Below are 25668 nucleotides of genomic sequence, written 5' to 3' on the forward strand. Positions count from 1 at the left end.
TTCTTACCGTCTACTTATTGAATAAAATCCACCAATCGTGAAGCAAAACCAGTGTAAGAAGCTGGAGTTAAAGACTTTAACCTGCAAGCTGTATCCTCGTCAAACTCGCGAGAAGAAATAAAATCTTCAACATCCTTTTGAGAAATACTATGGCCTCGCATAAGCTCTTTAACCTGCTCATAAGGACGCTCCATTCCAGGAACTCCAGCAATTTCTTCAGCACGCATAGCGGTCTGAATTGGCTCGCCAAGAACTTCCCAATTAGCATCCAATTCTTTAAGCATAAAATCAGAATTAGGGTGAATAGAATTAAGTCCGCCCAAAAGATTGTTAAGAGCCAAAAGAGCGTAGCCAAAAGCAGAACCGATATTTCGCTGAGTTGTAGAATCTGTAAGATCCCTCTGCCAACGGCTTTCTGTAAGAGTTGCGCAAAGAGTATCAAACAGAGAGCAAGAAATCTCAAGATTAGCTTCAGCGTTCTCAAAGCGAATAGGATTCACCTTATGAGGCATAGTAGAAGATCCAGTAGCACCTTTTACAGGAACCTGCACAAAAACGCCTCGAGAAATATACATCCAAACATCAACAGCAAGATTGTGCAAAATATGGTTCGTGTGGCTTACTGTGCTATAAAGTTCAGCCTGCCAGTCGTGACTTTCAATTTGTGTTGTTAATGGATTCCATTGAAGAGACATGCGATTGTCAACAAACTCTTTAGAAACGCCAATCCAATCAACATTAGGGAATGCTGCTAAATGAGCACCAAAAGTACCAGTAGCACCATTGATCTTGCCCAAATATTCCTGATTGTCAAGATGCTTAATCTGACGCTTCAAACGGTATGCAAAAACAGCCAATTCTTTACCCAAAGTTGTTGGAGTAGCAGGCTGTCCATGCGTCAAAGAAAGCATTGGTAAATCGCGGTACTTTTGAGCATTGCTCACTAAATATTCAACAATTGCTTCCAAATTCGGTCGGTAAACATTCAAAACCGCATTTTTTACGCAACGAGCAATAGAAAGATTGTTAATATCTTCACTTGTGCACGAAAAATGAACCAAAGTTTTAAGATTAGACAGCTGAGTTTCGTGACCTAACTTCTTTTCAGCCTCATCCAAAGCGTCATCAATGTAGTATTCAACAGCTTTAACATCGTGATGCGTAACAGCCTCATGAGCAGCATGACGCGCAATTCCTGCGGCGTCGAAATCTTCAGGAATACTGCGCAAATACTCACATTCTTCATCCGTTAAAGGATTGACACCATTGACAATAGGCTGCCAATTATTCCCCTCATATCCGTTTGCAAGAAGAATCATCCACTCAACTTCAACACGCATGCGCTCGCGGTTTAACGCAGGTTCACTCAAGTATTCAACAAGTGCTGAAGTTTGATTATGATAACGACCGTCTAAAGGAGTTAGAGCTATTGCAGGAGAAATATCAGTAAGCTTCATACTTGCAAGGTTACATCATGCTGTGAATTAGGCGGTTAGATAAATTATTTAACTAATTCATTACGCCTTGCCATAGGGTAGTGCTTTCTAACTTTCCGTTGATAATACTGTTAAAATGCTGATTATGCATAATCACATTTTTAGAGCCTAATTGCAGAGCATCATCGTAGGCAGCTTTATGATAATGCGTGTCATGAGTTAAAGTTCCTTCTTCAGGTACATCGTTTACAAATATTCCGTTTTTACTAAATTCTTGATTAGAATATTTCCTTCCAGAAAAACGCGTTACTCCAGGAGGCAAAGGCTTTTGCGTTTCTTTAACATGCGTTGCTTTGCCGTGAATAGTAATCCAATTACTGCGACGAGGATTTTCCTTACCGTCTAGAGATGGAACAAGCTCATCTTCCATTTCAATACTCGTAACCCAAGTGCGTTTTGCAATAGGATGATTTGCAATAGGAGAGCCTGCAGTTACTACATGCTGTATGTTGTACTGTTTTGAATAATCGCTTGCAATACTTGCAGCCACAATACCGCCTTGCGAATGACCAACTAACACAACAGGATCTTTAGATTTAATCCCAGATTTTTTCATTGCTTCAACAACCATTCTTGTGCTATCTGCTTGCTTTCTAGCTAAAGGAGTATGACTCATTACCTCAGCATTCTGCTCCCATCCAAACGGTGAATGAGCCTTACCATCTGTTCCAGGTATTACAACTAGCCATGATGTTTTTCCGTCCGCTTTTTTGAAGCGTGAAATAGCAATAGTTGCGGCATCTGGATTAACAAGTGGAGGGCGAACTCCCAAATTTCCGCTGCCAAGCTCAGCTAAATTATCGAGAGTTTCACTCAAATTTCTTCCAGGTTTAGGAAGAACAAAAGCTGGTTTTCTCCATGGTTCGTTAATTTTAGTAACAGTTAGATTATTACCTTGCTTTTTGTTATTTAACTGTGCTGTAAAAAGGCTTAGCGCTCCAGAAACAAACGGAACTGAAGAAACTGTTTTGCTTGAATTATCAATATGCTTATTTGCGTACTTTAAGAAATTAAGCGACTTATTTCTATACGTTTTTGTCATTCGATTATTTCTTTTACTTTGCGCTGCTCCTAAAATAGACAGAGGTATGCCTGTAATTGGGTTTATTAGTAGATTTTGAGAAAGACCTCGAATAGTTCCTTGCTGAATTTTGCGAGTTTTGTGAGCCCATTTTCCAACATTTTTAAGACCTGTGTGGTTATTAGCATCGTTAGAAGCTGAAGAGAGTGCTGAAATAAAAAATGGCAAGGATGTTATAGGAAAAATTGTTGTAAGAAGCGCAATGCCATTATCAAATTGCTCTTTTGCTTTCTGCTCAGCATCCTCGTAAATTCCACTTGCTCTAACAATAAGAGCTGCCAACTGCTCTAAATTTTGAGACATATTTTGACATTTAGACGCGTAAGCATTGCAAATACTGGGAGTTAGAAAACTTTGAGAAGTGTTCATAACAAAAGGAGAGGAAGGATTGTAAGAAGCTGATAAATTATTAAAAGCTGAAGTTTGATTAGAAATAACCATTGCAGCATGCTGCCAAGAAGCACTTAACATTGACATTTCATGCGCAAGATTGCTTAGTTTTCTAGATACACTGCAGTATGCTTCGTTTTGCGCAGCTGTAAGAGAAATTCCGCCCGAAACAGAAGATTGAACTTTCCAAGGCATATTACATTCCTCCTCTAATTTCGTAGAGTGAATATGCTTGACTAGCAATATTGCTCATGCTATGACGAAAATACTGGGCAGCAATACCTTGCCATTCGTTTAATTCGCTTGATGAGGCTGCAGCAAGAATGTTTCTTGCGCACTGTTCGGTGCGCTGAATAAGCCATTTCCATTCGTAATATGTGTGCATAGTTAAGTATTAAACACACTTGCTAAATTAAAGTCACTAAAAAGTAAGCATTGTGGTTAAAAGCTATAAGCAATTTTTTTTTGCAAACTTTTTCGCGCTTTGCTTAAAAATTTTTGCAGTAAATTTTGCAGTAAATTTACTACTAGCACACCAACAATTCTGCTAATCGCTAAGAATTACCAAGGCTTATTTGCGCCGTCTGAACTCGTTGTGCGCTTAGTTGTTTTTTCTTTTCCGTTTTGATTATCCTGATCTTCTTGATCTTGTTGATCTTTAGGATTTACCTTATTGTTCTGCTTAAGCAAGTCTTCCACTTTATTCTTTTGCGTATTATTAAGTTTAGGCTTGCTTGATTCAGTCTGATTCTTATTTTCTTCGCTCTTACTAGAGTTTTTTAGTCGCTTACTCTTAGACGCAGGAGATTTAGTATTACTTTTACCATTCTTTTGCTTAAGGCTCTCAGTAAACTTTCGAGAAATTTCAGAATTGTGCTCAATGTTTTCGCTAAGTTTTGGTAATAAAAGTATTTGCTGAGATTTAGCGTCACTAAATTGTGCGTCAGTCTGCTGCTGTTGCGTAACCAATATGTCTTTGTCACTGTAAATATTTTTAGCAGATTTCATATTTGCAATAAGGCTGTTTGTTGCAGCATTATACGCATATTGCGCACGCCAATTAGTAATCACATAGTATGCTGCGAATAACGCAATAATAAGAAATATAATAGAAATAACGCGAATAATATTTCGTTTAGATATGCGCATCATACTAATTTCCTTGATGTAATAAACCAAACAACTAATTCCCATATAAGCAAAACAGCAGCAATTGTGGCAAATGGCCAAATAATTGGTTCTGGACGCAAGCGCGGTTTCGCTGTTTCATTCATACGCCACTGATGAGAAAGTATTGGCTTTGCTTCACTTCCTAAAGCGTGATTTAAAGAAGAATGAATATACTTTCCGCTAAGCTCATCCGCAATATTTCGCAAGTTTTTCTCATCAAGTTTTGAAATGCCAGGTTTTCCAGTAGATGGATCTTTAACCCATTGTATTGAAGAACTTAAATTGGAATCTCCTTCTGATTTTCCTTGCGCATCTTGCTCAGAAGCGTAATCGTCAATACTTAATTTCGTACTTTTAAGCGGTATTTTTGCACCTTTAGACGAGCCTATGCCAATAACAAAAGCGTGAGTAATATAAGCTCGTAAAGATGAGAATGTTCTGCGCTTTCGTTGAGTTGTTTCTTCGCCATCACTAAGAACATACAGAACTGTTGTGTCGTCTGGATGAGCGTCATGAATAGCTTTTGCGGTGAGCAAAGTCTGATCTATTGGAGCGTCCAGGCTTGTTCCTGTAGCAATACTTGTAGGCTCTGTAAGTAAGGTCGTTATCCAATTATCAACTGCTTTTGCGTCCGGAGTTAAAGGCACATCAACAGACGTGGATGCTCCAAAAGAAATAGCTGCAAAACTCGCGTTTGCATAAGACTTAGTTATTTGCTTAACAATAGAGCGAGCTGCATCAATGCGCTCAATATTTGCCTTATTATCATAATCTGCATCTTTAGCTCGCATTGATCCTGTAATATCAACTGCAATAATCACGTTAGTTGCGTTTACAGCACGTTGCATAGTTGCGCGCATAATACTAGGGGATAGTATGCAGATTACGAGCATTGCGCAAATAGCTATTCTTCGCAATCTCATTGCTAAAGTTTCGTTTGTTAGCGCCGATTTTCTTCTTAAAGGCACGATTTCAAAAAACATTGCAACAAGAACAATAAGTACGGCTATAATCGCAACAATCCAACCATAAGATGGAGCGAGAACCAGTTGACCTGCTTTAGCAGTGTCATCTGCCACAATTTTGCCGTATGAGAAATTGAGAGCCGCTGCTGAAAATAGTGTTGATATCATCTCTTAATCCTCTTTGCAATAGCCAACCACACAACAACGCTTACAACGCTAATAAGCACCCATATTCCAGGATCGTCGCTAAACGCTGATTGCGTTGTGCCTTGAGGAATAACTGAGTGACGTTTTTCAATTTCTCTTACAAGATTAAGAACAGAATCAGTATTTCGTTGAGTTAAGAATATTCCGCCGTGAGATTCAATAAGATTCTTCATGTCTACAGTCGTATCTTCATTCTCATTCTGTTTAGCGCCTGAATATAAGCCGTCAACAGTTATATTTGCTTGCTTAGTCAAGTCTAAAGCTTGCTTTAATGAGTAAGTTGGATTTCCGGAAACAACATTATCTGTTGCAAGAACAATTGATGCGCTTCTGTTAAAACGACTTTGAGATTTATTAGAATTATGCGCATTTCCATAAATAAAACCAGGAAGCATTGCAGCGCAACTAACTAAGCCATCTCCAATAAGAGAAGTCGCGTTTTTTCTATTTTGTGTACCTTCGAGCCAATCAGAAATCTCCTGATATTGGCGTTGCTGCAAATTGTCGATTTTATTTTGAGACTGAACGCCTCCAAGCAAATTAGCAGCATACTGCAGCTGCTTTTTAGCTAGACGATAATCATCCGTTAAAGGAAAAACGGTTCTAGAAGTGGAATTAAAAATACTTAAACCTATTCGTTCGCCTTGGAAATGCTCAATAAAATTAAGATAAGCAAGAATAACTTCGCGATCGTAAGGCAATGCAGAGCCGGAAACATCCAGGCATAAAACAATATCTCTAGAACTTATTTGTTCATCTGCATTAAACACTCGAGAAGGTCTAGAGGCAATCGCAAGCGACCCTAATAAAGACAAAACCAACATTGCTGTTGCGCATCTTTTAAGCCTTCTCCACATATACCATGAGTGACTTGCTAAAGATCCTTGCAAATCTTCATCAAAAGTAAAAGTGTAGAATTTTTGATTCAGATTGTGGTGATGCTTCTGATACTGCTTTTTAAGAATATGCTGACGAATAACGTCTCCAATAATCAAAACAGCAAAAATAACTAAGCATACTAGTATTCCTGCAGCAAAAATTAAAGGCCACTTAAAACGCCAAGGCCACAAAGTTTCAAATATCTTACTCATTAGCGTTGCCCCTTCGTTTGCCAGCCTTCGAGCAAAACAAGAACCCACTCTGCTGCTTGATCAACAGTAGTATTTTGTGCCTGTTCGTTCTCTTTATAATTAGCAAATTCCGGCGGATACAAAGCTGCGATTGTTTGGCGCAACATATCTGCACCCTTTTTATTTCGCCACTTTAGGCGCAAAGAACTAATTTCACCTAAAGTATGCGTTTTAATATCTTCACCACTCATTCGAGAAACGTAAGTTCTAGCAACTGACGCTAGCTTTGCACAAGCCTGATCAGAAGTAAGCTCATTGCTGTGATATTGTTTTACAATTTCGTCAATTTCATTTCGCCAAGCTTGTTTGTTTTCACGATGAACATGCACAGCATTATCTGCAATTTCGTCGGAAGATAACAAAACTTTCGGCTTTTTGAAAGAAAAATACAAAACAATTGCAGCAATAACAATAACAACAAAAGCAGCGCCAAGTATGCTTGCAAAAAGAATGTCGTTATGAATCTGTGGGTGAATATCTTGCATACTCATTACTGCACATCCTCCTTGCGTAATGATTCAGTAAGATAATTCGTACGACTTACAGATTTAGCAGACACTCGGAAAATTTCCTCACTAGATGATCCACATATTAATGACGCTTTAACACCAACAAGCATGTCACGCAAGGCACTACTTTTTACGCTTCTGCGATTTTCAACCTCTTGCTTAACGTTATCGTTTTGCAAAAATGCTGGAATTTTTCGCAAAGTAATTCCATCGCTTATACGCATGTTAATTGTTTTATCAAAAGAATTAACTGGGCAAATAGTTACAACAACGAGATTATGATTTTGAGTAATTTTTCGTAAACTATCCGCATCGTGAGCTTGTAAAGCATACTCGTCTGTAATAAGAAGAACAAGACCATTTGAATCAACAAACTTTTGCATTGATTTAATCAAATACTCAGTATTTCGAATGTGACTTCGAGTATTAAGCAAAGCATTGTCAAGATTTCTTTCAAAATCAGAAAGATTGCGAGCTTGAGGAACTTTAACTGTGTTGCTACCATCAACGCAAAGTAACGAAACAGAATCGTGACGTCTTAAACTTAAAGCTGCAAAAAAGCATGCAGCATTTGCAGCAATCTCATACAACGTTTCAAAAGATTTGCAAGCGCCGTTCATATTAATACTTGCGTCACACACAATCCAAGTATGAGATGACGAAGTACGTTCGCGCGAAGAAACCATAGGCTGACCTGTTCTAGCACTAGCAGACCAGTTCATCATTCGAGCTTCGTCACCAGGTTGCCAAGCGTGAACATCAATAACATCCCCGGTTCCAAAACGACGATGCGAAGGATGCTCACCTTCTAGTAATCCCAATGCTTTACGAGCAATAGGCAAATCTATGCGTTGGTCGAGCAGCTCAATTTTTCGGCGAACAGCTTTTGCTGGCTCAGACAACGCTAAACGCTTCATAGGTATCATGGCACAGGAACAGTCTTTACCAATGCGTCAATAACTTGATCCGTAGTAATAGAGTCTGCTAAAGCTTCAAAAGTCAACAGAATACGGTGTCTTAATACTTCGTGCGCGAATAATTTAACATCTTCTGGAATTACATAGTCTCTACCAGAAAGCAAAGCATGAGCCTGAGCAATACGAATAAGCGCAATAGAAGCACGAGGGCTTGCACCCATGCGAACAAGAGTATTGATGGTTGCAAGAGGGTGAGAACCTTCACCTCGAGAAGTTGCAACAATGTCAACAGCATACTTCATAACTGCTTCAGAAACATGAATATGTCGTGCTGCAGCACGCATAAACACAACATCTTGCAAGCTAATGCGCTGTGTGCTTAAAGTTGCAGGATCAACAACATCTGATCCTCTTTGTGTAAGCAACTGAAGCATTCGAACTTCTTCGTCAGGATTCGGGTAGGTCATAATTGCCTTAACCATAAAACGATCCATTTGAGCTTCAGGAAGATTAAAAGTGCCTTCTTCTTCAATAGGATTCTGAGTTGCAATAACCATAAAAGGCTGAGGTAACGCAATACGCTCACCGCCGATTGTTGTTGCGCCTTCTGCCATAGCTTCAAGCATTGCAGATTGAGTTTTTGCATTAGATCGGTTGATTTCATCTAGCAAAATAATATTCGCGTGAATAGGACCAATCTGAGTAGTAAAACGTTGGGATGCAAAATCAAAAACTTGCGTACCAACTAAATCAGCTGGCATTAAATCAGGAGTGCACTGCACGCGTCGGAAACTACCAGACATTGCAGTTGCAAGAGTTTGCGCAGCAGTGGTTTTTGCAAGGCCTGGCACAGATTCAATAAGAATATGTCCGCCAGCAATAAGTGTTAAAATAAGAGATTCTCGCAATGCTTCCTGACCGACTAAAGTTTGTGCAAAGCGCGAGCGCAAAATGTTTGCAATCTGCTGGCAGCGACGAATATCGTCTGCTGAAATAGTAGCCGAATCTTGAGCATTTGATAATCCAACTGTAGATTTACCTGATGCAGAAGCTATATTCGCATTAGGAATCATATTGGAATTATTATTTAATTGTTGCTTACGTGGTTGCGGTGGAAATAATGCCATAGGCTCTATGTTAGCTGATATACGGTACTGAAATTGGTAAAAACCGCCATATTGCTAAGGATTATTTGATTAATACACGCATTTTTAAAGCTATATTTCTTGAGAATTTAGCGACCAGTCAATTGGTGAAGCGCCCATTTTGATTAGTGCACTATTCGCTCTTGAAAACGGTTTTGATCCAAAGAAACCTCGCGAGGCAGAAAGAGGGCTTGGGTGAGAAGAAGTAATAAGTGTTGCGTTTGTTAACAATGGCGCTAAGCTTTGAGCGTTTCTTCCCCATAAAATAGCTACAAGAGGCATTGGGTTTCCGTTTTCGTCTTTTCGAGAATTTAACGCATTTATTGCAGCGTCCGTTACAGTTTCCCAGCCTTTTCCTTGATGACTATTTGCTTTACCTGCTTCAACAGTTAAGCAGCGGTTAAGAAGCATTACACCCTGCTTAGTCCACGGCGTTAAATCTCCACTTTGAGGAGTAGAAACGCCTAAGTCGTTTACTAATTCCTTGTAAATATTAATAAGACTTTTAGGTAGTGGACGCACTTTTGGTGAAGTGCAAAAACTTAATCCCACAGGATGGCCTGGAGTAGGGTAAGGGTCTTGGCCAACAATTAAAACCTTTATGCTTTTTAGTGGAATGCTAAACGCGCGCAAAATGTTGTGACTTGCGGGAAGAATATGGTGTCCACTTTCGATTTGTTCTCGCAAAAACACTCCCATTGCTCGTATTTGTGGCTCAACTGGAGCAAGAGCTTTAGCCCAATCTGGATCCATTAATTCTTCTAAAGGTTTAATTTTGTAAGGACTCATATGGCTACTGTATGACAAGGCATAGCATAATAGGAAAAATTTCTTGAAAATTCTGATTTGTGCTTTGTGACCAGCATTCGCTACTATGGATGCATATTGTTTTAAGTAAACACTTGGAGGAATGCAATTATGGCGCGAAATAATCACAACGTGTCGTATACGCCCGATGTTTTTGATGAACCACCAGAGGGACCAGTTGGTGTGCATCGCGGCAATCCCGCTTGGTACGCTGTAATTCTTCCTTATTTTGTTGCGATAGTTATTGCATTACTGGCTGGTTTGCTTGTTTGGGCAATCGGCTCTGGAGAGATTTCGCATCTTCCATTACCTTGGAATAATTCGCATCAAAGCTCGAAGTCTACAACAATAATTAAGAAATCGCATACTGATAAGTCAGATGGAAAAGATGAAGATAAGTCTGAAGATGCAGATGCGGATGAAGATGAGGATACTTCAGCAAAGCAAAAGTCCAACAAAGATAAATCAGCGGACGATACTAAGGATGCTGATAATAAATCTGATTCTACGGCTTCAGTAGATAAGTCTGTTACTGTAAAAGTTATTAATGCAACCAATGTTGCTGGATATGCTGCTAAGAATGCAGACAAGCTGAAGCAATCTGGTTATGCAAATGTTACTGCTGGTAATCCAAGCGGCAAAGTTCCGTCTGAATCTGTTGTATGGTACAAGGATGATTCTCAGAAAGCTGCTGCTGAAGATATAGCAAAAACTTTGGGCATTACTGCTGTAGAAAACGAAAAAGAGATTGTTTCGCAGATTGTAGTAGTTCTTTGCAAGTAGTTTTCTACTCACATAAGTAATAAAAGCAAAATATAGAAGCCGGTTGGATTAGTTCTAACCGGCTTTTGTTTATAAAATTTTATTGAAAATAAATAATTATAAACGCCAAAGTTGGCACTCGGGCACATAGAGTGCTAATCTGCTAATTAGCACTCGAAGGTTGAGAGTGATAATTAGCAGCTGACGGCTAATCAAATCTTATTCACCTACGAGTGAGTGTTCCATAGTTACGATATGTGGAGGAAACATGGCAAAGATTATTGCCTATGAAGAGGACGCCCGTCAGGGTATGCTCGCAGGTCTTGACAAGCTTGCTAACACTGTAAAGGTTACGCTTGGACCTAAGGGTCGCAACGTAGTGCTTGATAAGACTTATGGAGCTCCAACCATTACTAACGATGGTGTTTCCATCGCTAAGGAAATCGATCTTGAAGATCCATATGAGCGTATTGGCGCCGAGCTTGTTAAAGAAGTTGCTAAGAAGACTGATGACGTTGCAGGCGATGGTACAACAACCGCAACAGTGCTTGCTCAGTCCTTGGTACACGAAGGTTTGAAGAACGTTGTTGCAGGAAGCAACCCAATTGCTCTTCGCCGTGGTATTGAGAAGGCTTCTGAAGCAATTGTTAAAGAACTTCTTGCTTCTGCTAAGGATGTTGAAACTAAGGATCAGATTGCTGCTACTGCTACTATTTCTGCAGCAGATCCTGAAGTTGGCGAAAAGATTGCTGAAGCTTTGGATAAGGTTGGTCAGGACGGTGTTGTTACCGTTGAAGACAACAACAAGTTTGGTCTTGATTTGGACTTCACTGAAGGTATGCGTTTTGATAAGGGTTATATTTCCCCTTACTTCGTCACTAATGCAGAAGATCAGACTGCTGTTCTTGAAGATCCATACATTTTGCTCACTTCTGGCAAGGTTTCCAGCCAGCAGGACATTGTTCACATTGCTGAACTCGTTATGAAGTCTGGTAAGCCATTGCTCATTATTGCTGAAGATGTTGATGGCGAAGCATTACCAACACTTGTTCTTAACAAGATTCGTGGCACTTTCAACACTGTTGCTGTTAAGGCTCCAGGCTTTGGCGATCGCCGTAAGGCAATGCTTCAGGATATGGCTATTTTGACTGGTGCTCAGGTTGTTTCTGACGACCTTGGCTTGAAGCTTGATTCTATCGACGCTTCTGTGTTCGGTCACGCAGCTAAGGTTATTGTTTCTAAGGATGAAACAACTATCGTTTCTGGCGCTGGATCTAAGGAAGATGTTGATGCTCGCGTGGCTCAGATTCGCGCAGAAATCGAGAACACTGATTCCGATTACGATCGCGAAAAGCTTCAGGAGCGTCTTGCTAAGCTCGCTGGCGGCGTTGCTGTTATTAAGGTTGGCGCTGCTACTGAAGTTGAAGCTAAGGAGCGTAAGCATCGTATTGAAGATGCAGTTCGTAACGCTAAGGCTGCTATTGAGGAAGGTTTGCTTCCAGGCGGTGGCGTAGCTTTGGTTCAGGCTGCTGCAAAGATTGAAAAGTCTCAAGCAATCACCGAGCTTAAGGGCGAAGAAGCAACGGGCGCTGCAATCGTGTTCCGCGCTGTAGAAGCTCCAATCAAGCAGATTGCTCAGAACTCTGGCGTTTCTGGAGATGTTGTGCTCAACAAGGTGCGTGAGCTTCCAGAAGGCCAAGGCTTCAACGCTGCAACCAACACTTACGAAGATTTGATGGCTGCTGGCGTTACTGATCCAGTTAAGGTAACTCGTTCTGCTCTACAGAACGCTGCTTCTATTGCAGGTTTGTTCTTAACCACTGAAGCTGTGGTTGCTAACAAGCCAGAAAAGCCAGCTGCAGCACCACAAGCTGGCGCTGATATGGGTTACTAAATTAAAAGTTGTAAAAATTTTATAGCTGAATAGCTCATAGTAGATGGCGGTATGCTCAGAAATGAAGTATACCGCCATTTATATTTCATTAGATTATTCAGATTATTCAGATTCTTCAGACTATTCAGCCCATTCCAAATAGGGAAGTAGCTTGAGTTTCCGCATCAAGATACACTCCCGAAGCATGTTGCATAGCTTGTTGAATTGCTTCTAATGATTGCTCCATCTGCTGCTGTGCTGCACGCCACTGACCTGCGGTCGACGCAAACTTTGTAGCAGCGGAACCCGTCCATACGCTTTGCAACTGCTGCAGATTGGCATACATGCCGTTGACTGCTTCTCTAATTGAATTAACCGAGGTTCCAACTGCTGAAGCCGCCTGCTGAATTTGTTCTGAATCAACTCGAAATTGTGCCATATTTCCCCCTATTTGTATCTGCTTAAAAAGCATTTAGTATTAATTAGCGCAACAACACACTTATTAAGTAACATTCTTACATAAACGTGTCTTACCTACTTGTGTGATGTCACGCTATTATGAATATATGCCATCGAAAAATTACGCAAAAGTTTTAGAAGAGAATGTGGTTAAAAGGTCAGGGGTTATCCACATTTTAAATGACTATAAGCTTACAAGCTTAAACCTCGCACGCTTTAAGCAAGTATTACGTGCGGTTGTGGCATTTTTAGTTAGTGTTTTTCTTATTCTTCAAATATTTTCAATATTTCCAACTTTTTCTTTACTTCCGTCTGATTTTATAAAAATTAATAAAGCTTATGCGGAAGAACAAACTTCAAATTCAGGAATTGTTGCTACTGATTCAATTACGGATACTGAAAATCTTCTTGGCGACTCTGTTAATAAAGTTTCTGACGAAATTGCAGCAACTAAAAAGCGAACTGGAGTAACTGTAAGACTACTTTATTTGTCTACTTTTGGGGATACTAAAGATCCATCAAAATGGGCGAGTGATTTATTAATAAGCACTCTTCCTGCTAAAAATACGGTATTACTTGCTGTTGCAACTCGCGACGGCCGTCTAGTAGTTGCAGTATCTCCTAATTCCGACGAATGGTTAAAAAGCAGAAATACTGTTGACGCATTATCTGATGCAGCATATAAACCTCTAGTAACAACAACTGGCACTCATTGGGGTCAGTCTGCAATTATGATGATGAAGCAAATTTCTCGCTCTAAACGAACCGCTACAACTTCATCTGCAAGTCTTATATCAACACTTATTATGTTGATTATTATTCTTTGCTTAGGTGTAGTAGTGACACTTATTTTGCTTCACCGAAGCCGTATTCAAAAGCAGATAAAAGCAGGCGTTAGAAAAGCACGTAGACGTCATGCTCGTCGCCGCTAATAAAATCAGCTACAACTTGTTGATTTTCAGCATTTATTCAGGAAACATTCAGCTTTATAAGTGATGCTAATCAGTATGAGTAAGAATGTTGAAGCATCTATTGTTGTCGTAGACGACGAACCATCAATTCGTGAGCTTTTAGTAGCGTCTTTACACTTTGCAGGTTTTGAAGTTGAAACTGCAGCATCCGGTTCTCAAGCCGTTGACGTTATTGAAAGAGTGAAGCCTGATCTTATTGTTATGGACGTTATGCTGCCAGATATTGACGGCTTCACCGTAACAAGACGAATTCGCCAAAACGGTATTAAAGTACCTGTTCTTTTCCTCACAGCAAGAGATGACACGCAAGACAAGATTATGGGCTTAACAGTTGGCGGTGACGACTACGTAACTAAGCCATTTAGTTTGGAAGAAGTTGTTGCAAGAATCCGCGCAATTCTTCGCCGCACTCAGGAGCAGGATGAAATAACTCCTGTTATTCGCGTAGCAGATCTCGAAATTAACGAAGACTCGCACGATGTAACTAGAAGCGGCATACCGATTGAGCTTAGCCCAACCGAATACAAGCTTTTACATTACTTGATGGATAATGAAGGCCGAGTGTTATCAAAAAGCCAGATTTTGAATCATGTATGGCAGTACGATTGGGGCGGAGATGCTGCAATCGTTGAATCCTATATTTCGTATCTTCGAAAGAAAATTGACGGAATTGAAATTACGGACGAAAATGGCAAGCTGCAAAAGGTAGTTCCTCTTATTGAAACAAAACGCGGAATTGGATACATGATTCGCGAACCAAAGTAAGGTCAAGCCTGATTATGGAAAACAATAATCGTAGTAGTGACGATAAAAAGCAGCCAAATAATGCTGGAACTGCACAATCTAACAAAGACTCAGCGCGACAGCATATTGGAAAAAGCGTTGCTGTTATACAAAATACTGCGTCAGAAAAAAAGCCAAAACAAAACAGAATTTGCTGGCTTAAAACCAAAGCAAATTCTATTCCTTTAAGTACTCGTCTTGTGGCTTGCACTCTTGCAGTACTTACTGTTGCAGCATTTTGTATTTCATTATCAATTCGTCAATTGGTAGGAAATTATTTGCTTGAAAAAACTGACGCACAGTTAACGGATCAGGCAAGACTTATTTACGACAATATCGATTTGCTTCGTTCAAAAGATTCAAGCCAATCTACAGCAGGTCCAAACGACTACTTTATGCAGATTCGCGATATTAATAACAAAATCATATCTACTCCTTTAGTTCCAAAACTAAAGGGAGATTTTGTTTCTATGCCGAAGCTTCCTGCAAACGGAAAACCCATTAAGGGCGTTCTTATACATAAGCCTTACACTACTCCGGCTAAAGTTAAGGGTGACCCTAGTAGTGTTGATGAGATTACTTTAAAATCTGCAAAAGCTCCTTGGAGAGTTTTGGTGCTTGAATGGGAGCATCGAAGCAGCTACACTTCAGACGTGCGTTTGCGCGGATACGTGTATATTGCTTTATCTTTAAGCGACCAGCGCGATACTGTAAATACTCTTACTAGATACTGCATTATGGTAAGTATTGCAGTTATTCTTCTTGGAGCGGTATTTGCGGCGCTTATTATTCAGTCCACTTTAAGACCGTTAAAGCGTATAGAAAAAACAGCTTCAAAAATTGCTTCTGGAGATTTAAGTAGGCGAGTTCCATCCGCGCCAGAAAACACGGAAGTTGGTTCTTTGGCTGCTTCTTTGAACTCAATGCTTGCGCGTATTGAACGTGGCTTTAATGAGCAAGAAGCAATGACTGAAAAAATGAAGCGATTTGTTTCTGACGCAAGTCACGAATTGCGAACTCCTTTAGCAGCTATTCACGGTTATGCTGAGCTTTACACAATGTGGCGCAATATGCCGGGAGAGCAGGAGCGCGCTGATGATTCTATTGCTCATATTAAGGCTTCTAGCGAGCGCATGACTGAGTTAGTGGAAGATTTGCTTTCTTTGGCTCGATTTGACGAGGGTAGAGGAATTAATATTTCTCAGGAAGTTAGCTTGTCTCCAATTCTTTCGGATGCTGCTAACGATTTGCATGCTTTAGATCCAGCTAGAGCGGTTCAACAGGGTTCGCTTACGCTTTCCGAAGACTTTTCTTTGGAAGATTGCACTGACTGCAATTTTGAACGCAAGTTTGTGTTTAATAGCGGAAGTCTTCCTAGCGTATCTCTTCTTGGTGATGGAGCGCGTTTACGTCAAGTCATGACGAATATTGTTGGAAATATTCACCGATACACTCCGGCTGATTCTCCAGTAGAAATTGCTATTGGCGTAATGAAGGCTTCAATTGATCCAGACCAGCTTTCCAAGCTTCCTTCAGTTAGTGACTCGTTAAAAGAGTTTTTGATTGCTGCAGAAAAAAGCCAATCTACTGATTCTGGCAATACTTACGCGGTAATTCGTGTTGTTGACCATGGTCCTGGAGTTCCAGAAGAGTCGCTTTCTCGCATTTTTGAACGTTTCTATATTGCAGATCCTTCAAGAGCTCGCGAAAAAGGCGGAACTGGATTAGGAATGGCTATAGCACAGTCTGTTGTAAAAGCTCATCATGGTTTTATTTGCGCAACAATATCTGACCCGTCAACTATTTCGGGAAACTTTGCTGGCTCAGATAATAATGTTGACGACACAATGGACGGTTCGGAGTCTCTGGATATTAATCCTCATGGATTAACGCTTACTGTTGTGCTTCCTGTAAGAGAAATTGAACCTTATGCGCTACAATAGAAAAAGCGAAACAATTAACATTAATATCTGTTAAACTATATACGGATGTTTTCGCATATAAACGATGCACTTGTGTGTTTAATGCATATTGATATGCGACAATGAGTGATTATTGAGTGAGGTGTGTTATGCCCAATGGGCGTGTGCGTTGGTACGATGCGCAGAAGGGGTACGGTTTTATTGCCGGCGACGATGGTAAGGATGTTTTCTTACCAGCTGCAGCTTTGCCTGCAACTGTAAAAAATTTGCATAAGGGTGCAAAGGTTGAATTTTCTGTAATTGAGGGTCGTAAAGGTCCTCAAGCGATGGGACTTAATCTTATTGCAACAGCGCCATCGCTAGTTAAAGCAACTCGTCCAAAGGCAGAAGATATGGCAGCAATTGTTGAAGATCTTATTAAGCTGCTTGATTCTGCAGGTAACGGTTTGCGTCGTCGTCATTATCCATCTACTGCTGAAAGCAAGAAGCTAGCTACGCTTTTGCGCGCAGTAGCCGACAATTTCGACGTTCAAGAATAGTTTCGGGAATATTATTTATGACTGATGAAGTGATGAATCCACAAGATATTGCTCGTAGCATTGCTGTGGAAACTTCAGAGCGTTCCGATGCCGTGGGAGATTTTGTGTCTTCCACGGATATTGGTGACGGTGTTACCGATTTTCGCTTTGAAAGTAAGCTTGTTGGTTACGAGGGCTGGCAGTGGTCAGTAACGCTGTATCACGATTTGGAAACTGAGCGTTGGACTGTAAACGAATCCACGCTTATTCCTACCGACGATTCACTACTGCCGCCACCTTGGATTCCGTGGAAAGATCGATTGAAGCCAAGCGATCTTTCTGTAATGGATTCTATTGGAACAGAAGAGGACGATTCTCGTCTTGAAGATGGATTCCGTCCAGTAAATCATCAGTCTGAAGATGAATTAAGCGAAAAATCTGAGGAAGAATCTAAAGAAGAAAAAGAAAGTTCCGAAGAAAATACACTTAAGCAAGATGGTGAAACTGCTGAAAATGTAGACGCTATAGAAACTGTTGAGAATGAAAATGGCTCGTGCGATTCGCAAAGCAATGAATCATCTGAAAATAATGATTCTAACGAAGATCTTGAAGAGGCAGTTTCGACTTTGCGCCTATCTCGCAGACGCGTGATGACTGCAGAAGCTCTTTCGCAAACAGCAAAACGCTGGTATGCAGGGCAGCACGGTCCAAAGTCACTGTCAACAAAAATAGCTGACGGTAATGTTTGCTCTTCATGCGGCTTTATGATTCCACTAGCTGGAAGCTTGGGTTCAATGTTTGGCGTGTGTGCAAACATGTGGAGTCCAGACGATGGGCGAGTTGTATCTCTTGATCACGCTTGCGGAGAACATTCCGAAATTGAGCCACCTGAACCATCACAACTGTGGATTCAATCAGCTCCAGCATACGACGATTATCATATTGATATTTTGCAGCAAGCTCCTCGAGAAGAGCGTGCAGATGTTGAACTTATTGAGGAAGCAATTGAAGATAGCAAAACGCATCGCCGCAAGCGTCGCAAATTAAATAAAGATGCTGCTAATGATGCTAATACCGCTGATACAGCTGTTATAGCTGATGCTGATATAACTGATACCCCTAGTACAGATACAGCTGATTCTAAGACAGCAGATTTGACTTCAGAATCTTCCGATGCTGAATCTAACGATGTTGAATCTAATGATGTTGAATCTAACTATGAGGATGAAGCAAAGACCGAAGAAATTAAGAAAATAGAAGTTACTGAAGAATCTGCTAAAAGCGAAGAACCTAATAAAAACACAGGTACTACAGCAATGCGATTGTACAAAAGGAAATCACGCAGACAACATAAGTAAAATCTAAAGAAATTTTAAGAGATACAGAAAAATCTTAAAAATCTTAACAGATTCTAATAAATACTAATAAGTTGTGTAATACTTCGCGTCATGGTGACTAGTTACCATGGAATGAACGAAAAGAACGGAAGGCAGTTATGTTTGAACGGTTCACTGATCGCGCACGACGCGTGATTGTGCTAGCTCAAGAGGAAGCTCGCTCACTTCAGCATAATTACATTGGTACTGAGCATATTTTGCTCGGTCTAATTCGCGAAGGTGACGGAATTGCAGCAAAAGCGTTGAGCTCAAAGGGCGTAGACTTGGAAAGCACACGCAAGCAAGTTGAGGAAATGATTGGCAAGGGTGCTGTTGCGCCAAGCGGCCACATTCCTTTTACGCCACACGCAAAGCAAGTTTTGGAGCTTAGCTTACGAGAAGCTCTGCAGCTTGGCCATAGCTACATTGGTACTGAGCATATTTTGCTAGGACTTATTCGCGAAGGCGAAGGCATTGGTACACAAGTGCTTATTAAAATGGAAGTCGATCTTGGAGACTTAAGAAGCACTACAGTTGACTTAATTCGCGGAGGCAGCTCTACAAATTCAGAAGATGAAAAGGGCGAACTTGCTAACGCTGGAAGCGTGCAAGATAAAAGCAACAAGTCTGGGTCTGCACTTCTGGATCAGTTCGGCCGAAATCTTACACTTGAAGCGCGCGAAGGAAAACTTGATCCAGTAATTGGCCGTTCTGAGGAAATCGAACGAGTTATGGTTATTCTTAGCCGCCGTACGAAGAATAATCCTGTGCTTATTGGAGATCCTGGCGTTGGTAAAACTGCAGTTGTAGAAGGACTTGCCCAGAAAATTGTTGAAGGCGATGTTCCAGAAACGTTGAAAAACAAGCAGATTTATTCACTTGACTTAGGATCAATGATTGCAGGATCTCGCTACCGTGGCGATTTCGAAGAGCGCTTGAAGAAAGTTCTTAAAGAAATTAAAACTCGCGGCGATGTTGTGCTTTTTATTGACGAAATTCACACTATTGTTGGTGCAGGCTCTGCCGATGGTGCTCTTGGCGCTTCCGACATGCTTAAGCCAATGCTTGCTCGCGGCGAACTACAGACAATCGGTGCTACTACAACCGATGAGTATCGTAAGTATATTGAGAAAGATGCGGCTTTAGAGCGTCGTTTCCAGCCAATTCAGGTTCCTGAACCTACTATTGCCGAGACGATTGAGATTCTTAAAGGCTTGCGTTCGCGCTACGAAAATCATCATCATGTAACTATTACGGACGGAGCTTTACAGTCTTCTGCAGAGCTTTCCGACCGTTATATTCAAGACCGTCACCTTCCAGATAAGGCTATTGATCTTATTGATGAAGCTGGCGCACGCTTGCGAATTAAGCGCTTAACTCAGCCGCCTGAGCTTAAGGAACTTAACCACAAGATTGCTAAGATTTCTGAAAAGAAAGATGAAGCAATTAAGCAGCAAGATTTCGAAGAGGCTGCTAATCTTCGAGACGATCAAGAAAAACTTGAAAACGAAGCTGCCGAAAAGGAAAAAGCTTGGCGTGAAGGCGAGTCTAACGTCAAAATGGTTGTTGACGAAGACATGATTGCTTCTGTTGTTTCAAGCACTACGGGAATTCCTGTTGTAAAGCTTACGCAGGCGGAATCTCAGAAGCTTCTTCAAATGGAATCTGAGCTTCATAAGCGTATTGTTGGTCAAGATGAAGCAGTATCTGCTTTGGCACGCTCTATTCGACGCGCGCGCGTTGGATTGAAAGATCCTAAACGTCCTTCTGGTTCGTTTATTTTCGCTGGACCTACAGGCGTTGGTAAAACTGAGCTTGCTAAAGCGTTAGCAAACTTCCTGTTTGATGACGATGATGCTTTGATTCGCGTTGATATGTCTGAATTTGCTGAAAAGTATGCTGCGTCTAGGCTTTTCGGTGCTCCTCCTGGATACGTTGGTTACGAAGAGGGCGGCGAGCTTACCGAAAAAGTTCGCAGGAAGCCATTCTCTGTGGTGCTTTTTGACGAGATTGAAAAAGCTCATCCGGATATTTTCAACACGCTTTTGCAAGTGTTGGATGATGGTCATTTAACCGACGGCCAAGGTAGAAAAGTAGACTTTAAGAATACGATTATTATTCTTACTACTAATCTTGGTACGCGCGATATTGCGAAGGCTGCAAACACTGGCTTTACGCTTGGAAATAGTTCTGATTCTACGTATCAGCGCATGAAGGATCAGGTTAATTCAGAGCTTAAGCGTCAGTTCCGTCCAGAATTTTTGAACCGTTTGGACGACACTATTGTGTTCCGTCAGCTTACGGAGCCAGAAGTGCGCCAAATTGTTGATATGGACATAAAGCTGCTTAACAATAGGCTGTTTGACCACCATATGTCTTTGGAGTTGACAGACGCTGCTAAGAATTTGCTCGCTCAAAAGGGATTTGATCCTTTGCTGGGCGCGCGTCCATTGCGTCGCGTAATTCAGCGAGATATTGAGGATATTATTTCCGAGAAGATTTTGCTGAACGAAATTTCTGACGGCGAGCGAATTGAGGTTGACGCTGAAGGCGAAGGATTGCTGGGGGAGTTTACTTTTAAAAGCCAGCAGTTTGATGTTGCTGAGTTAGATGAATCTAGTAAGGATTCTAATGATGTTGCGGAGTTAGATGAATCTAGTAATGATGATGCTGAAGATAATAAGTCTGAAGATAGTGCAGATAAAGAAGATATCAGCAAAAAATAAGTAATCTACGCAATAACTAACTGAATACACTAAAAGCCCGGCGCATAAATCTCGTCGGGCTTTTCTACTTATTTAACTTAATTTCATTCCTTAGTCATGCGAATATAGGATTTGAATAGAATTTCCAAGCGCTCGTCATTATTAGAGCAAGGCTTTGCAGAACCAAAAGCAACATCTACTACTTTATCTAGCTCGTCATGAGCTTTGCGCAAATCTTGAGGCATGTATGTTGGACTATACAGGTCTTCTAATGATTGGCGAGGACGACTTGCGCTTTTGCCCTTGATTTAGCGTTGTTCAACAAAGGCCATCGTTAAAAGATTTGACTCGCTACGACTTCTTTAAGCTGGGTTCCTATAGTACTTGAGTGTAATTATTGACGACTAGTAAACGAATACATATTATATAAATAACACTTAGGAGGGCATGAATATGAAAAAAGCAATTTGCAAATTCTCATCCTCGGCTTTAATTATGATGCTATTGCTGAGTTTTTGCGTTTCATTAGCAGGTTGTGGTAGTTCATCGAAAGTTGTAGGAACTTGGTATGAATATAATCCAGATCACGACTATGCACATCCTGAGCGTATTTTAAAAATAAAAGATGACGGTACATACATATATACGAACAATGATGGCACATTTTCTGGAACTTGGAAGCTCAATGATTCTGTAATTACATTTACTGAGAATTCTTCTAAATTTACTTCTTCTGGTGTTTTCTCAAATACACACGAAAACAAAAGAGGGAACTTCATAACAGTATGCATAATTCCAGGTAAAGGGGATACTGTCGGCGAATACGTTTTTGAACGACAATGATTTTATCCTTCGTATTTTTATTCTCCTATAGAATATATAATTCTTACAAATATTGAGTAATTTGCAGATTTTACTTGACTTTTTCCATGCTTTTCCATGGCGTGTGCAACTATATGCGTACTAAGCAGTAGCGCACTGCATTAGTACGCTATGTTCACCAGCTTAGCTTTACGCACTTTTGCCGCTTACACGTATATAGCGCAACCACACAATTGCGATAAATACGCTTGAAGATTCTTTTCAAAAAAGTATCCAACTTAAATTAATGAATCACGCTTGCGTTGAGCTTCTAATAATGCTTTTTCTAATTCAGTATCGACAGCAAAAATATATAATCCATTAACTCCACGTTTTAATAATACATTGAGCTCATTTTTAAGATTATCAATTGAATAATCTAGTGCAATTTTCTTATTTGATAATAAATCTTTAGCATGCCTTTTATTAGTTGCTTTATCGTTTCGACTATTTTCCGGACAAAAAACAACTTTGCCATTACGATACTGCACTGACGGCCCAATTATTACTCCAGCATAATTTAGATCAAATCCTTGAACAGTAAATGTAGATCCAATCTCATTTATAGTATGATGCTGTTCTGCCCATGATTTTTTTGATTCTTTTATTGAATGTGAATGCTTTTGGCTATCTTGCGAAGACAATTGATAATTCCATGGATGGCTAAAAACCTTACCTTCTTGTTCCAAAATTTCTAACTCGGAACTACTGGCATCAGAACATTCTCCAAGTCCCATATGCCATTTTCCATTGCTATCACAATGTAAATCTACATTCCAAGTACCATTTACCGCATTAGGGTTATTCTTATTGCTCTTATACTCCCAGTCGTATGTTGCAACAAGACGTGATAATCCATGCCCATTACACCCAGACGCTTTTTCTTTAGATTTAGTTTTAATAGCATTAAATAGTCTAATAGGAGAATCAAATACCTTGAAATCAAAAGTTTTATTTTCAGTATCCGAATCTGCATCTTTTGTTTCAGAATTATTACATAGTGGAAGAGTATCAATACAACCATTGTATACAAAATTTTTAATCCATTTTAGAACATCTTCATTAGCGTTCATACGCATCTGCTTTTCAAGAATAAAACGATGAACATTCGCGCTTATTGAATTATTATTTAATGATAACGCTTCGGCATTATTAGTATTATTGTCTGAAGACTTTTTATCCCTGTAACATGCTCCCAATAATTTTTCTAACTCTTCTGAATTCCACCGTTGGTTACTCTGTAAAATTTGATTAGGATCAAAAGCTGCAATAACAATTCGAGACCTACGTAAGATATCAGATAACATATTTGAACCAGAGTAAGCCTGATTAGCTTGCGTATTCAGCAAGTGAGCTTCATCAATAAGAGCTACATCGCAGCAACGTTTTGGCTTGTCAATAATGCCACGGCCTTGTTCAGTTTGTTCACTAAAACGATTAATAAACTGAGAAGGCAACATAACAAGTTCATCATTACTCTTTTGCAAACGTAACTTTGTTGCTATTTGATTGTATACATTTACTTGTTCTTTATGATTTACAATTATGCAAGCCGTTTTTTTATTTTTAATAATTGAGGATTGCTTATATTCATAATCCAAATCTTCTTCTTCGTAGTTTTCTTCTTCAATATCCTCATTGTATTGTTGTAACCGATTATTTATGTTTTTTAATCTATTACAAATTTTGTAGAACAAGTCACTAAGCAAAACTGTTTTTCCGGTACCAGCATCACCCTCTAATAAAATAAGAGTAGATGAATCAGAGTCACACTTATTTTTTGATTTTAGAACTCCATTAACGATTTGTATAACCGCTTCTTCAATATGCTGCTGTTTAGAAGTCAATTTATGAAATGGTGACGCTTTAAATAAAGCTGAGTCGCGAATAATTCCTTCTTCTGGGAACAAAACTGGATCCATGTCATGAAGTTGAACCCAGATTTCAGAAAAAATACGTTCAAACTCTTCTTCAGGATAATATTCACCTTGAGGGTTAGGCCTGCGATTGTTAACTTTATCTATTGAATCAACACTTAGCAAATACTGCATAAAACGGTTTTCAACATCTAAAGTAAGTGATTTATTAAAATGTTTATTAGCTATAATATATTGTTTTACTTCGCCTTCAGATAGTTTTTCCCAATCATCTCTGTTTTTGGTATCAGTATTCAAATGTTGCTTTGTTCTAGCCTCAATATTATTAGTTTCACCAACATAAACCGTATATTTCTCATATTCTTTCTTATGAACAATATAAACAGTTGGAAATTTCAGCAAATAATGATTTAAAACCTGAATAGTTTGGTTATCAAGATCACTTCTTTTATATTTTAGATTTTCATTAATGCTACGTTCCAATTCATTATCTTTGAAAACTTTATAAGGTAAATCAACAATTATGGACTTAGGTGGAACAATAGCTTTCATCATAATTTAATGATAACTATCTGATAAGAAATATTCCATTAGTAGAATCTACTAATAGTGGTAAAAATTACAATATAAATTGACCCAACTGGATACGCAGAAGATCTAGATTAAGGAATCACAATAACAATGCTGTTGATGTATAATCGCTTTTGATAGGCTTTCCTGCATGCGCGGGGGTGATCCTTTCAATAAAGTGTCCCTCACCGGGGGCACTAGTCTTTCCCTAATACGCAGTAGTAATCCTTGAAGCGCAATAAGTAAATAAAGAGTCCCGAACAGCCGAAGTGTCCGGGACACACTATCCACTATACTGCAAGCTCATTATGAAATTAGATGCAATAGTATCTGCTATGTTCTCACTCGTTATTATCGCTGGAGTATGGTGTCATTTTTAGCCTTGGCTCACAGTCTTTCCTGCATCCGTGGGGCGGGACAACCTGCTTGAGCGCATCACAGTGCATGCGAAAGAACCTTGGAACGCCGAGCTTGCTCAAAGCTGAAAGCACAGTGTGCTTTCAACGCAAGCGAGGACTGACTTTGTTAAATCAACGAAATTAGTTTTTCCGTACAAAGATTTATGCGAATGTGTTTACGTTCGATGTATATCGTGATACTCTAGTGAATCCGTGGCGCAAAGGGCGATTATATCCTTTTCGTCCTTGTTTACAATGACGCGCCATGGCGCTTTTAGATCCTTTGTGAATATGTGTTGGTGATTCATAGAACTTCTAACCATATAGGTTGGTTGGAATCGTCTTTTTCGCATATGAGGTAATGATCTTAATGCAACGCATGGTCCTCGGCAACCAGCTTTCAAGACTGGCACATTAGTCCGAGGAGTACCACGCGTTTTTGCTTGGTATTTCAAAGAAAACTAGGGTTTTTTAGACACACTTTTTTACCGATTACCCATTAGTTCTTGTATAAATATGGTTAAGAAACTTGAACTTGAAAATCCAATGGATTATTGGAATGTTAATGCTTATATGTATAAATTTAAAAAGTTTTTAACAGCAGTGGCGCTAGGCATGAAACTAGCAATAATTCGGTATGGTATTGATGAAGCTAGTGGTGGATATATGTTGTAACTAAACAGTGCAACACGCTAGCATACCATATTTATAATCGCAATTATTTTGAAGAATATCTTCTTAAAAATGTAAAATATTAAATCGCATCTACATCATGA

Annotated in this window: 22 protein-coding genes and 1 pseudogene; 10 read left to right on the top strand and 13 right to left on the bottom strand. The window is 39.8% G+C overall.

Translation table 11 applies throughout. From position 1 onward, the window contains the following. Positions 1-14: 14 nt before the first annotated feature. The 10 genes from purB to NG78_RS01655 form a co-directional block, all read right to left on the bottom strand. Complete coding sequence (gene purB, locus NG78_RS01700; protein WP_004134953.1) at positions 15-1457, bottom strand: adenylosuccinate lyase; 1443 nt, start codon at positions 1455-1457, stop codon at positions 15-17. Between the two features lie 52 nt (positions 1458-1509). Next, entirely contained in the window at positions 1510-3162 is a 1653-nt protein-coding gene (locus tag NG78_RS01695) for an alpha/beta hydrolase (protein ID WP_004134954.1), read from the bottom strand. Position 3163: 1 nt separating this feature from the next. Further along, entirely contained in the window at positions 3164-3352 is a 189-nt protein-coding gene (locus NG78_RS01690) for a hypothetical protein (RefSeq protein ID WP_004134955.1), read from the bottom strand. 176 nt (positions 3353-3528) lie between these two features. Further along, positions 3529-4119 (bottom strand): DUF6466 family protein, encoded by a 591-nt coding sequence (locus tag NG78_RS01685; protein WP_004134956.1) that lies wholly within the window; start codon positions 4117-4119, stop codon positions 3529-3531. Then, positions 4116-5270: a vWA domain-containing protein gene (locus NG78_RS01680; protein ID WP_004134963.1), complete on the bottom strand. Its 1155-nt coding sequence runs from the start codon at positions 5268-5270 to the stop codon at positions 4116-4118. Before NG78_RS01680 ends, NG78_RS01685 begins: the two co-directional genes overlap by 4 nt. Then, entirely contained in the window at positions 5267-6400 is a 1134-nt protein-coding gene (locus tag NG78_RS01675) for a vWA domain-containing protein (protein ID WP_004134965.1), read from the bottom strand. The genes NG78_RS01680 and NG78_RS01675 overlap by 4 nt, the downstream gene beginning before the upstream one ends. Further along, complete coding sequence (locus NG78_RS01670) at positions 6400-6930, bottom strand: hypothetical protein (RefSeq protein ID WP_004134966.1); 531 nt, start codon at positions 6928-6930, stop codon at positions 6400-6402. The genes NG78_RS01675 and NG78_RS01670 overlap by 1 nt, the downstream gene beginning before the upstream one ends. Further along, complete coding sequence (locus NG78_RS01665; RefSeq protein WP_004134968.1) at positions 6930-7874, bottom strand: DUF58 domain-containing protein; 945 nt, start codon at positions 7872-7874, stop codon at positions 6930-6932. The genes NG78_RS01670 and NG78_RS01665 overlap by 1 nt, the downstream gene beginning before the upstream one ends. Beyond that, positions 7871-8938, bottom strand: coding sequence for an AAA family ATPase (locus tag NG78_RS01660; protein ID WP_413422822.1), 1068 nt, complete (start codon positions 8936-8938; stop codon positions 7871-7873). The genes NG78_RS01665 and NG78_RS01660 overlap by 4 nt, the downstream gene beginning before the upstream one ends. Positions 8939-9082: 144 nt before the next feature. Next, positions 9083-9799, bottom strand: a complete 717-nt coding sequence (locus tag NG78_RS01655) for a uracil-DNA glycosylase (protein WP_004127821.1) — start codon at positions 9797-9799, stop codon at positions 9083-9085. Positions 9800-9928: 129 nt separating this feature from the next. Here NG78_RS01655 and NG78_RS01650 point away from each other — a divergent pair, with 129 nt between their 5' ends. Continuing rightward, entirely contained in the window at positions 9929-10600 is a 672-nt protein-coding gene (locus tag NG78_RS01650; protein WP_004134972.1) for a LytR C-terminal domain-containing protein, read from the top strand. A gap of 247 nt (positions 10601-10847) precedes the next feature. Further along, positions 10848-12473 (top strand): chaperonin GroEL, encoded by a 1626-nt coding sequence (gene groL / locus NG78_RS01645; protein ID WP_004134974.1) that lies wholly within the window; start codon positions 10848-10850, stop codon positions 12471-12473. A gap of 124 nt (positions 12474-12597) precedes the next feature. On the opposite strand, the gene NG78_RS01640 is transcribed toward groL, so the two are convergent. Continuing rightward, on the bottom strand, positions 12598-12891 hold the full coding sequence (locus NG78_RS01640; protein ID WP_004134976.1) for a WXG100 family type VII secretion target: 294 nt from the start codon (positions 12889-12891) through the stop codon (positions 12598-12600). Between the two features lie 127 nt (positions 12892-13018). Between NG78_RS01640 and NG78_RS01635 the strand changes: the two genes are divergently transcribed. The 6 genes from NG78_RS01635 (at position 13019) to NG78_RS01610 (ending at position 21207) form a co-directional block, all read left to right on the top strand. Then, positions 13019-13843, top strand: a complete 825-nt coding sequence (locus tag NG78_RS01635) for a hypothetical protein (RefSeq protein WP_004134980.1) — start codon at positions 13019-13021, stop codon at positions 13841-13843. Positions 13844-13918: 75 nt separating this feature from the next. Beyond that, positions 13919-14647: a response regulator transcription factor gene (locus tag NG78_RS01630; protein WP_004127837.1), complete on the top strand. Its 729-nt coding sequence runs from the start codon at positions 13919-13921 to the stop codon at positions 14645-14647. 14 nt (positions 14648-14661) lie between these two features. Continuing rightward, positions 14662-16608, top strand: coding sequence for a sensor histidine kinase (locus NG78_RS01625; protein WP_004134982.1), 1947 nt, complete (start codon positions 14662-14664; stop codon positions 16606-16608). A gap of 128 nt (positions 16609-16736) precedes the next feature. Beyond that, the gene (locus NG78_RS01620) at positions 16737-17126 is read left to right on the top strand and encodes a cold-shock protein (protein WP_004127843.1); all 390 of its coding nucleotides are present in this window, start codon (positions 16737-16739) and stop codon (positions 17124-17126) included. A gap of 17 nt (positions 17127-17143) precedes the next feature. Then, entirely contained in the window at positions 17144-18463 is a 1320-nt protein-coding gene (locus tag NG78_RS01615; RefSeq protein WP_004134984.1) for a DUF3027 domain-containing protein, read from the top strand. 137 nt (positions 18464-18600) lie between these two features. Beyond that, a complete protein-coding gene (locus NG78_RS01610) occupies positions 18601-21207 on the top strand; it encodes an ATP-dependent Clp protease ATP-binding subunit (RefSeq protein ID WP_004134987.1) in 2607 nt (868 codons plus the stop codon). Positions 21208-21290: 83 nt separating this feature from the next. Here NG78_RS01610 and NG78_RS01605 read toward each other — a convergent pair whose 3' ends face one another. Then, a complete protein-coding gene (locus tag NG78_RS01605) occupies positions 21291-21494 on the bottom strand; it encodes a type IIL restriction-modification enzyme MmeI (RefSeq protein ID WP_308410043.1) in 204 nt (67 codons plus the stop codon). Positions 21495-21639: 145 nt separating this feature from the next. Here NG78_RS01605 and NG78_RS01600 point away from each other — a divergent pair, with 145 nt between their 5' ends. Continuing rightward, positions 21640-22029, top strand: a complete 390-nt coding sequence (locus NG78_RS01600) for a hypothetical protein (protein WP_004134990.1) — start codon at positions 21640-21642, stop codon at positions 22027-22029. A gap of 257 nt (positions 22030-22286) precedes the next feature. Here the strand turns inward: NG78_RS01600 and NG78_RS01595 are convergent, their stop codons facing one another. Then, positions 22287-24479 carry a DUF2075 domain-containing protein gene (locus NG78_RS01595; protein ID WP_004134992.1) on the bottom strand — a complete coding sequence of 731 codons (2193 nt, stop codon included), beginning with the start codon at positions 24477-24479 and terminating at the stop codon, positions 22287-22289. A 929-nt stretch (positions 24480-25408) separates the two neighbouring features. Between NG78_RS01595 and NG78_RS06210 the strand changes: the two are divergent. After that, positions 25409-25650: pseudogene (locus NG78_RS06210) on the top strand (HpaII family restriction endonuclease). Positions 25651-25668: the final 18 nt, after the last annotated feature.

The sequence above is a fragment of the Gardnerella greenwoodii 00703Dmash genome (genome assembly GCF_000263635.1).
GTDB lineage: Bacteria > Actinomycetota > Actinomycetes > Actinomycetales > Bifidobacteriaceae > Bifidobacterium > Bifidobacterium greenwoodii.

Bases quoted from the DNA above. Each gene is read 5' to 3' on its own strand.
- purB (WP_004134953.1), bottom strand. From the start codon at position 1,457: ATGAAGCTTACTGATATTTCTCCTGCAATAGCTCTAACTCCTTTAGAC.
- NG78_RS01695 (WP_004134954.1), bottom strand. From the start codon at position 3,162: ATGCCTTGGAAAGTTCAATCTTCTGTTTCGGGCGGAATTTCTCTTACA.
- NG78_RS01690 (WP_004134955.1), bottom strand. From the start codon at position 3,352: ATGCACACATATTACGAATGGAAATGGCTTATTCAGCGCACCGAACAG.
- NG78_RS01685 (WP_004134956.1), bottom strand. From the start codon at position 4,119: ATGATGCGCATATCTAAACGAAATATTATTCGCGTTATTTCTATTATA.
- NG78_RS01680 (WP_004134963.1), bottom strand. From the start codon at position 5,270: ATGATATCAACACTATTTTCAGCAGCGGCTCTCAATTTCTCATACGGC.
- NG78_RS01675 (WP_004134965.1), bottom strand. From the start codon at position 6,400: ATGAGTAAGATATTTGAAACTTTGTGGCCTTGGCGTTTTAAGTGGCCT.
- NG78_RS01670 (WP_004134966.1), bottom strand. From the start codon at position 6,930: ATGAGTATGCAAGATATTCACCCACAGATTCATAACGACATTCTTTTT.
- NG78_RS01665 (WP_004134968.1), bottom strand. From the start codon at position 7,874: ATGATACCTATGAAGCGTTTAGCGTTGTCTGAGCCAGCAAAAGCTGTT.
- NG78_RS01660 (WP_413422822.1), bottom strand. From the start codon at position 8,938: ATGATTCCTAATGCGAATATAGCTTCTGCATCAGGTAAATCTACAGTT.
- NG78_RS01655 (WP_004127821.1), bottom strand. From the start codon at position 9,799: ATGAGTCCTTACAAAATTAAACCTTTAGAAGAATTAATGGATCCAGAT.
- NG78_RS01650 (WP_004134972.1), top strand. From the start codon at position 9,929: ATGGCGCGAAATAATCACAACGTGTCGTATACGCCCGATGTTTTTGAT.
- groL (WP_004134974.1), top strand. From the start codon at position 10,848: ATGGCAAAGATTATTGCCTATGAAGAGGACGCCCGTCAGGGTATGCTC.
- NG78_RS01640 (WP_004134976.1), bottom strand. From the start codon at position 12,891: ATGGCACAATTTCGAGTTGATTCAGAACAAATTCAGCAGGCGGCTTCA.
- NG78_RS01635 (WP_004134980.1), top strand. From the start codon at position 13,019: ATGCCATCGAAAAATTACGCAAAAGTTTTAGAAGAGAATGTGGTTAAA.
- NG78_RS01630 (WP_004127837.1), top strand. From the start codon at position 13,919: ATGAGTAAGAATGTTGAAGCATCTATTGTTGTCGTAGACGACGAACCA.
- NG78_RS01625 (WP_004134982.1), top strand. From the start codon at position 14,662: ATGGAAAACAATAATCGTAGTAGTGACGATAAAAAGCAGCCAAATAAT.
- NG78_RS01620 (WP_004127843.1), top strand. From the start codon at position 16,737: ATGCCCAATGGGCGTGTGCGTTGGTACGATGCGCAGAAGGGGTACGGT.
- NG78_RS01615 (WP_004134984.1), top strand. From the start codon at position 17,144: ATGACTGATGAAGTGATGAATCCACAAGATATTGCTCGTAGCATTGCT.
- NG78_RS01610 (WP_004134987.1), top strand. From the start codon at position 18,601: ATGTTTGAACGGTTCACTGATCGCGCACGACGCGTGATTGTGCTAGCT.
- NG78_RS01600 (WP_004134990.1), top strand. From the start codon at position 21,640: ATGAAAAAAGCAATTTGCAAATTCTCATCCTCGGCTTTAATTATGATG.
- NG78_RS01595 (WP_004134992.1), bottom strand. From the start codon at position 24,479: ATGATGAAAGCTATTGTTCCACCTAAGTCCATAATTGTTGATTTACCT.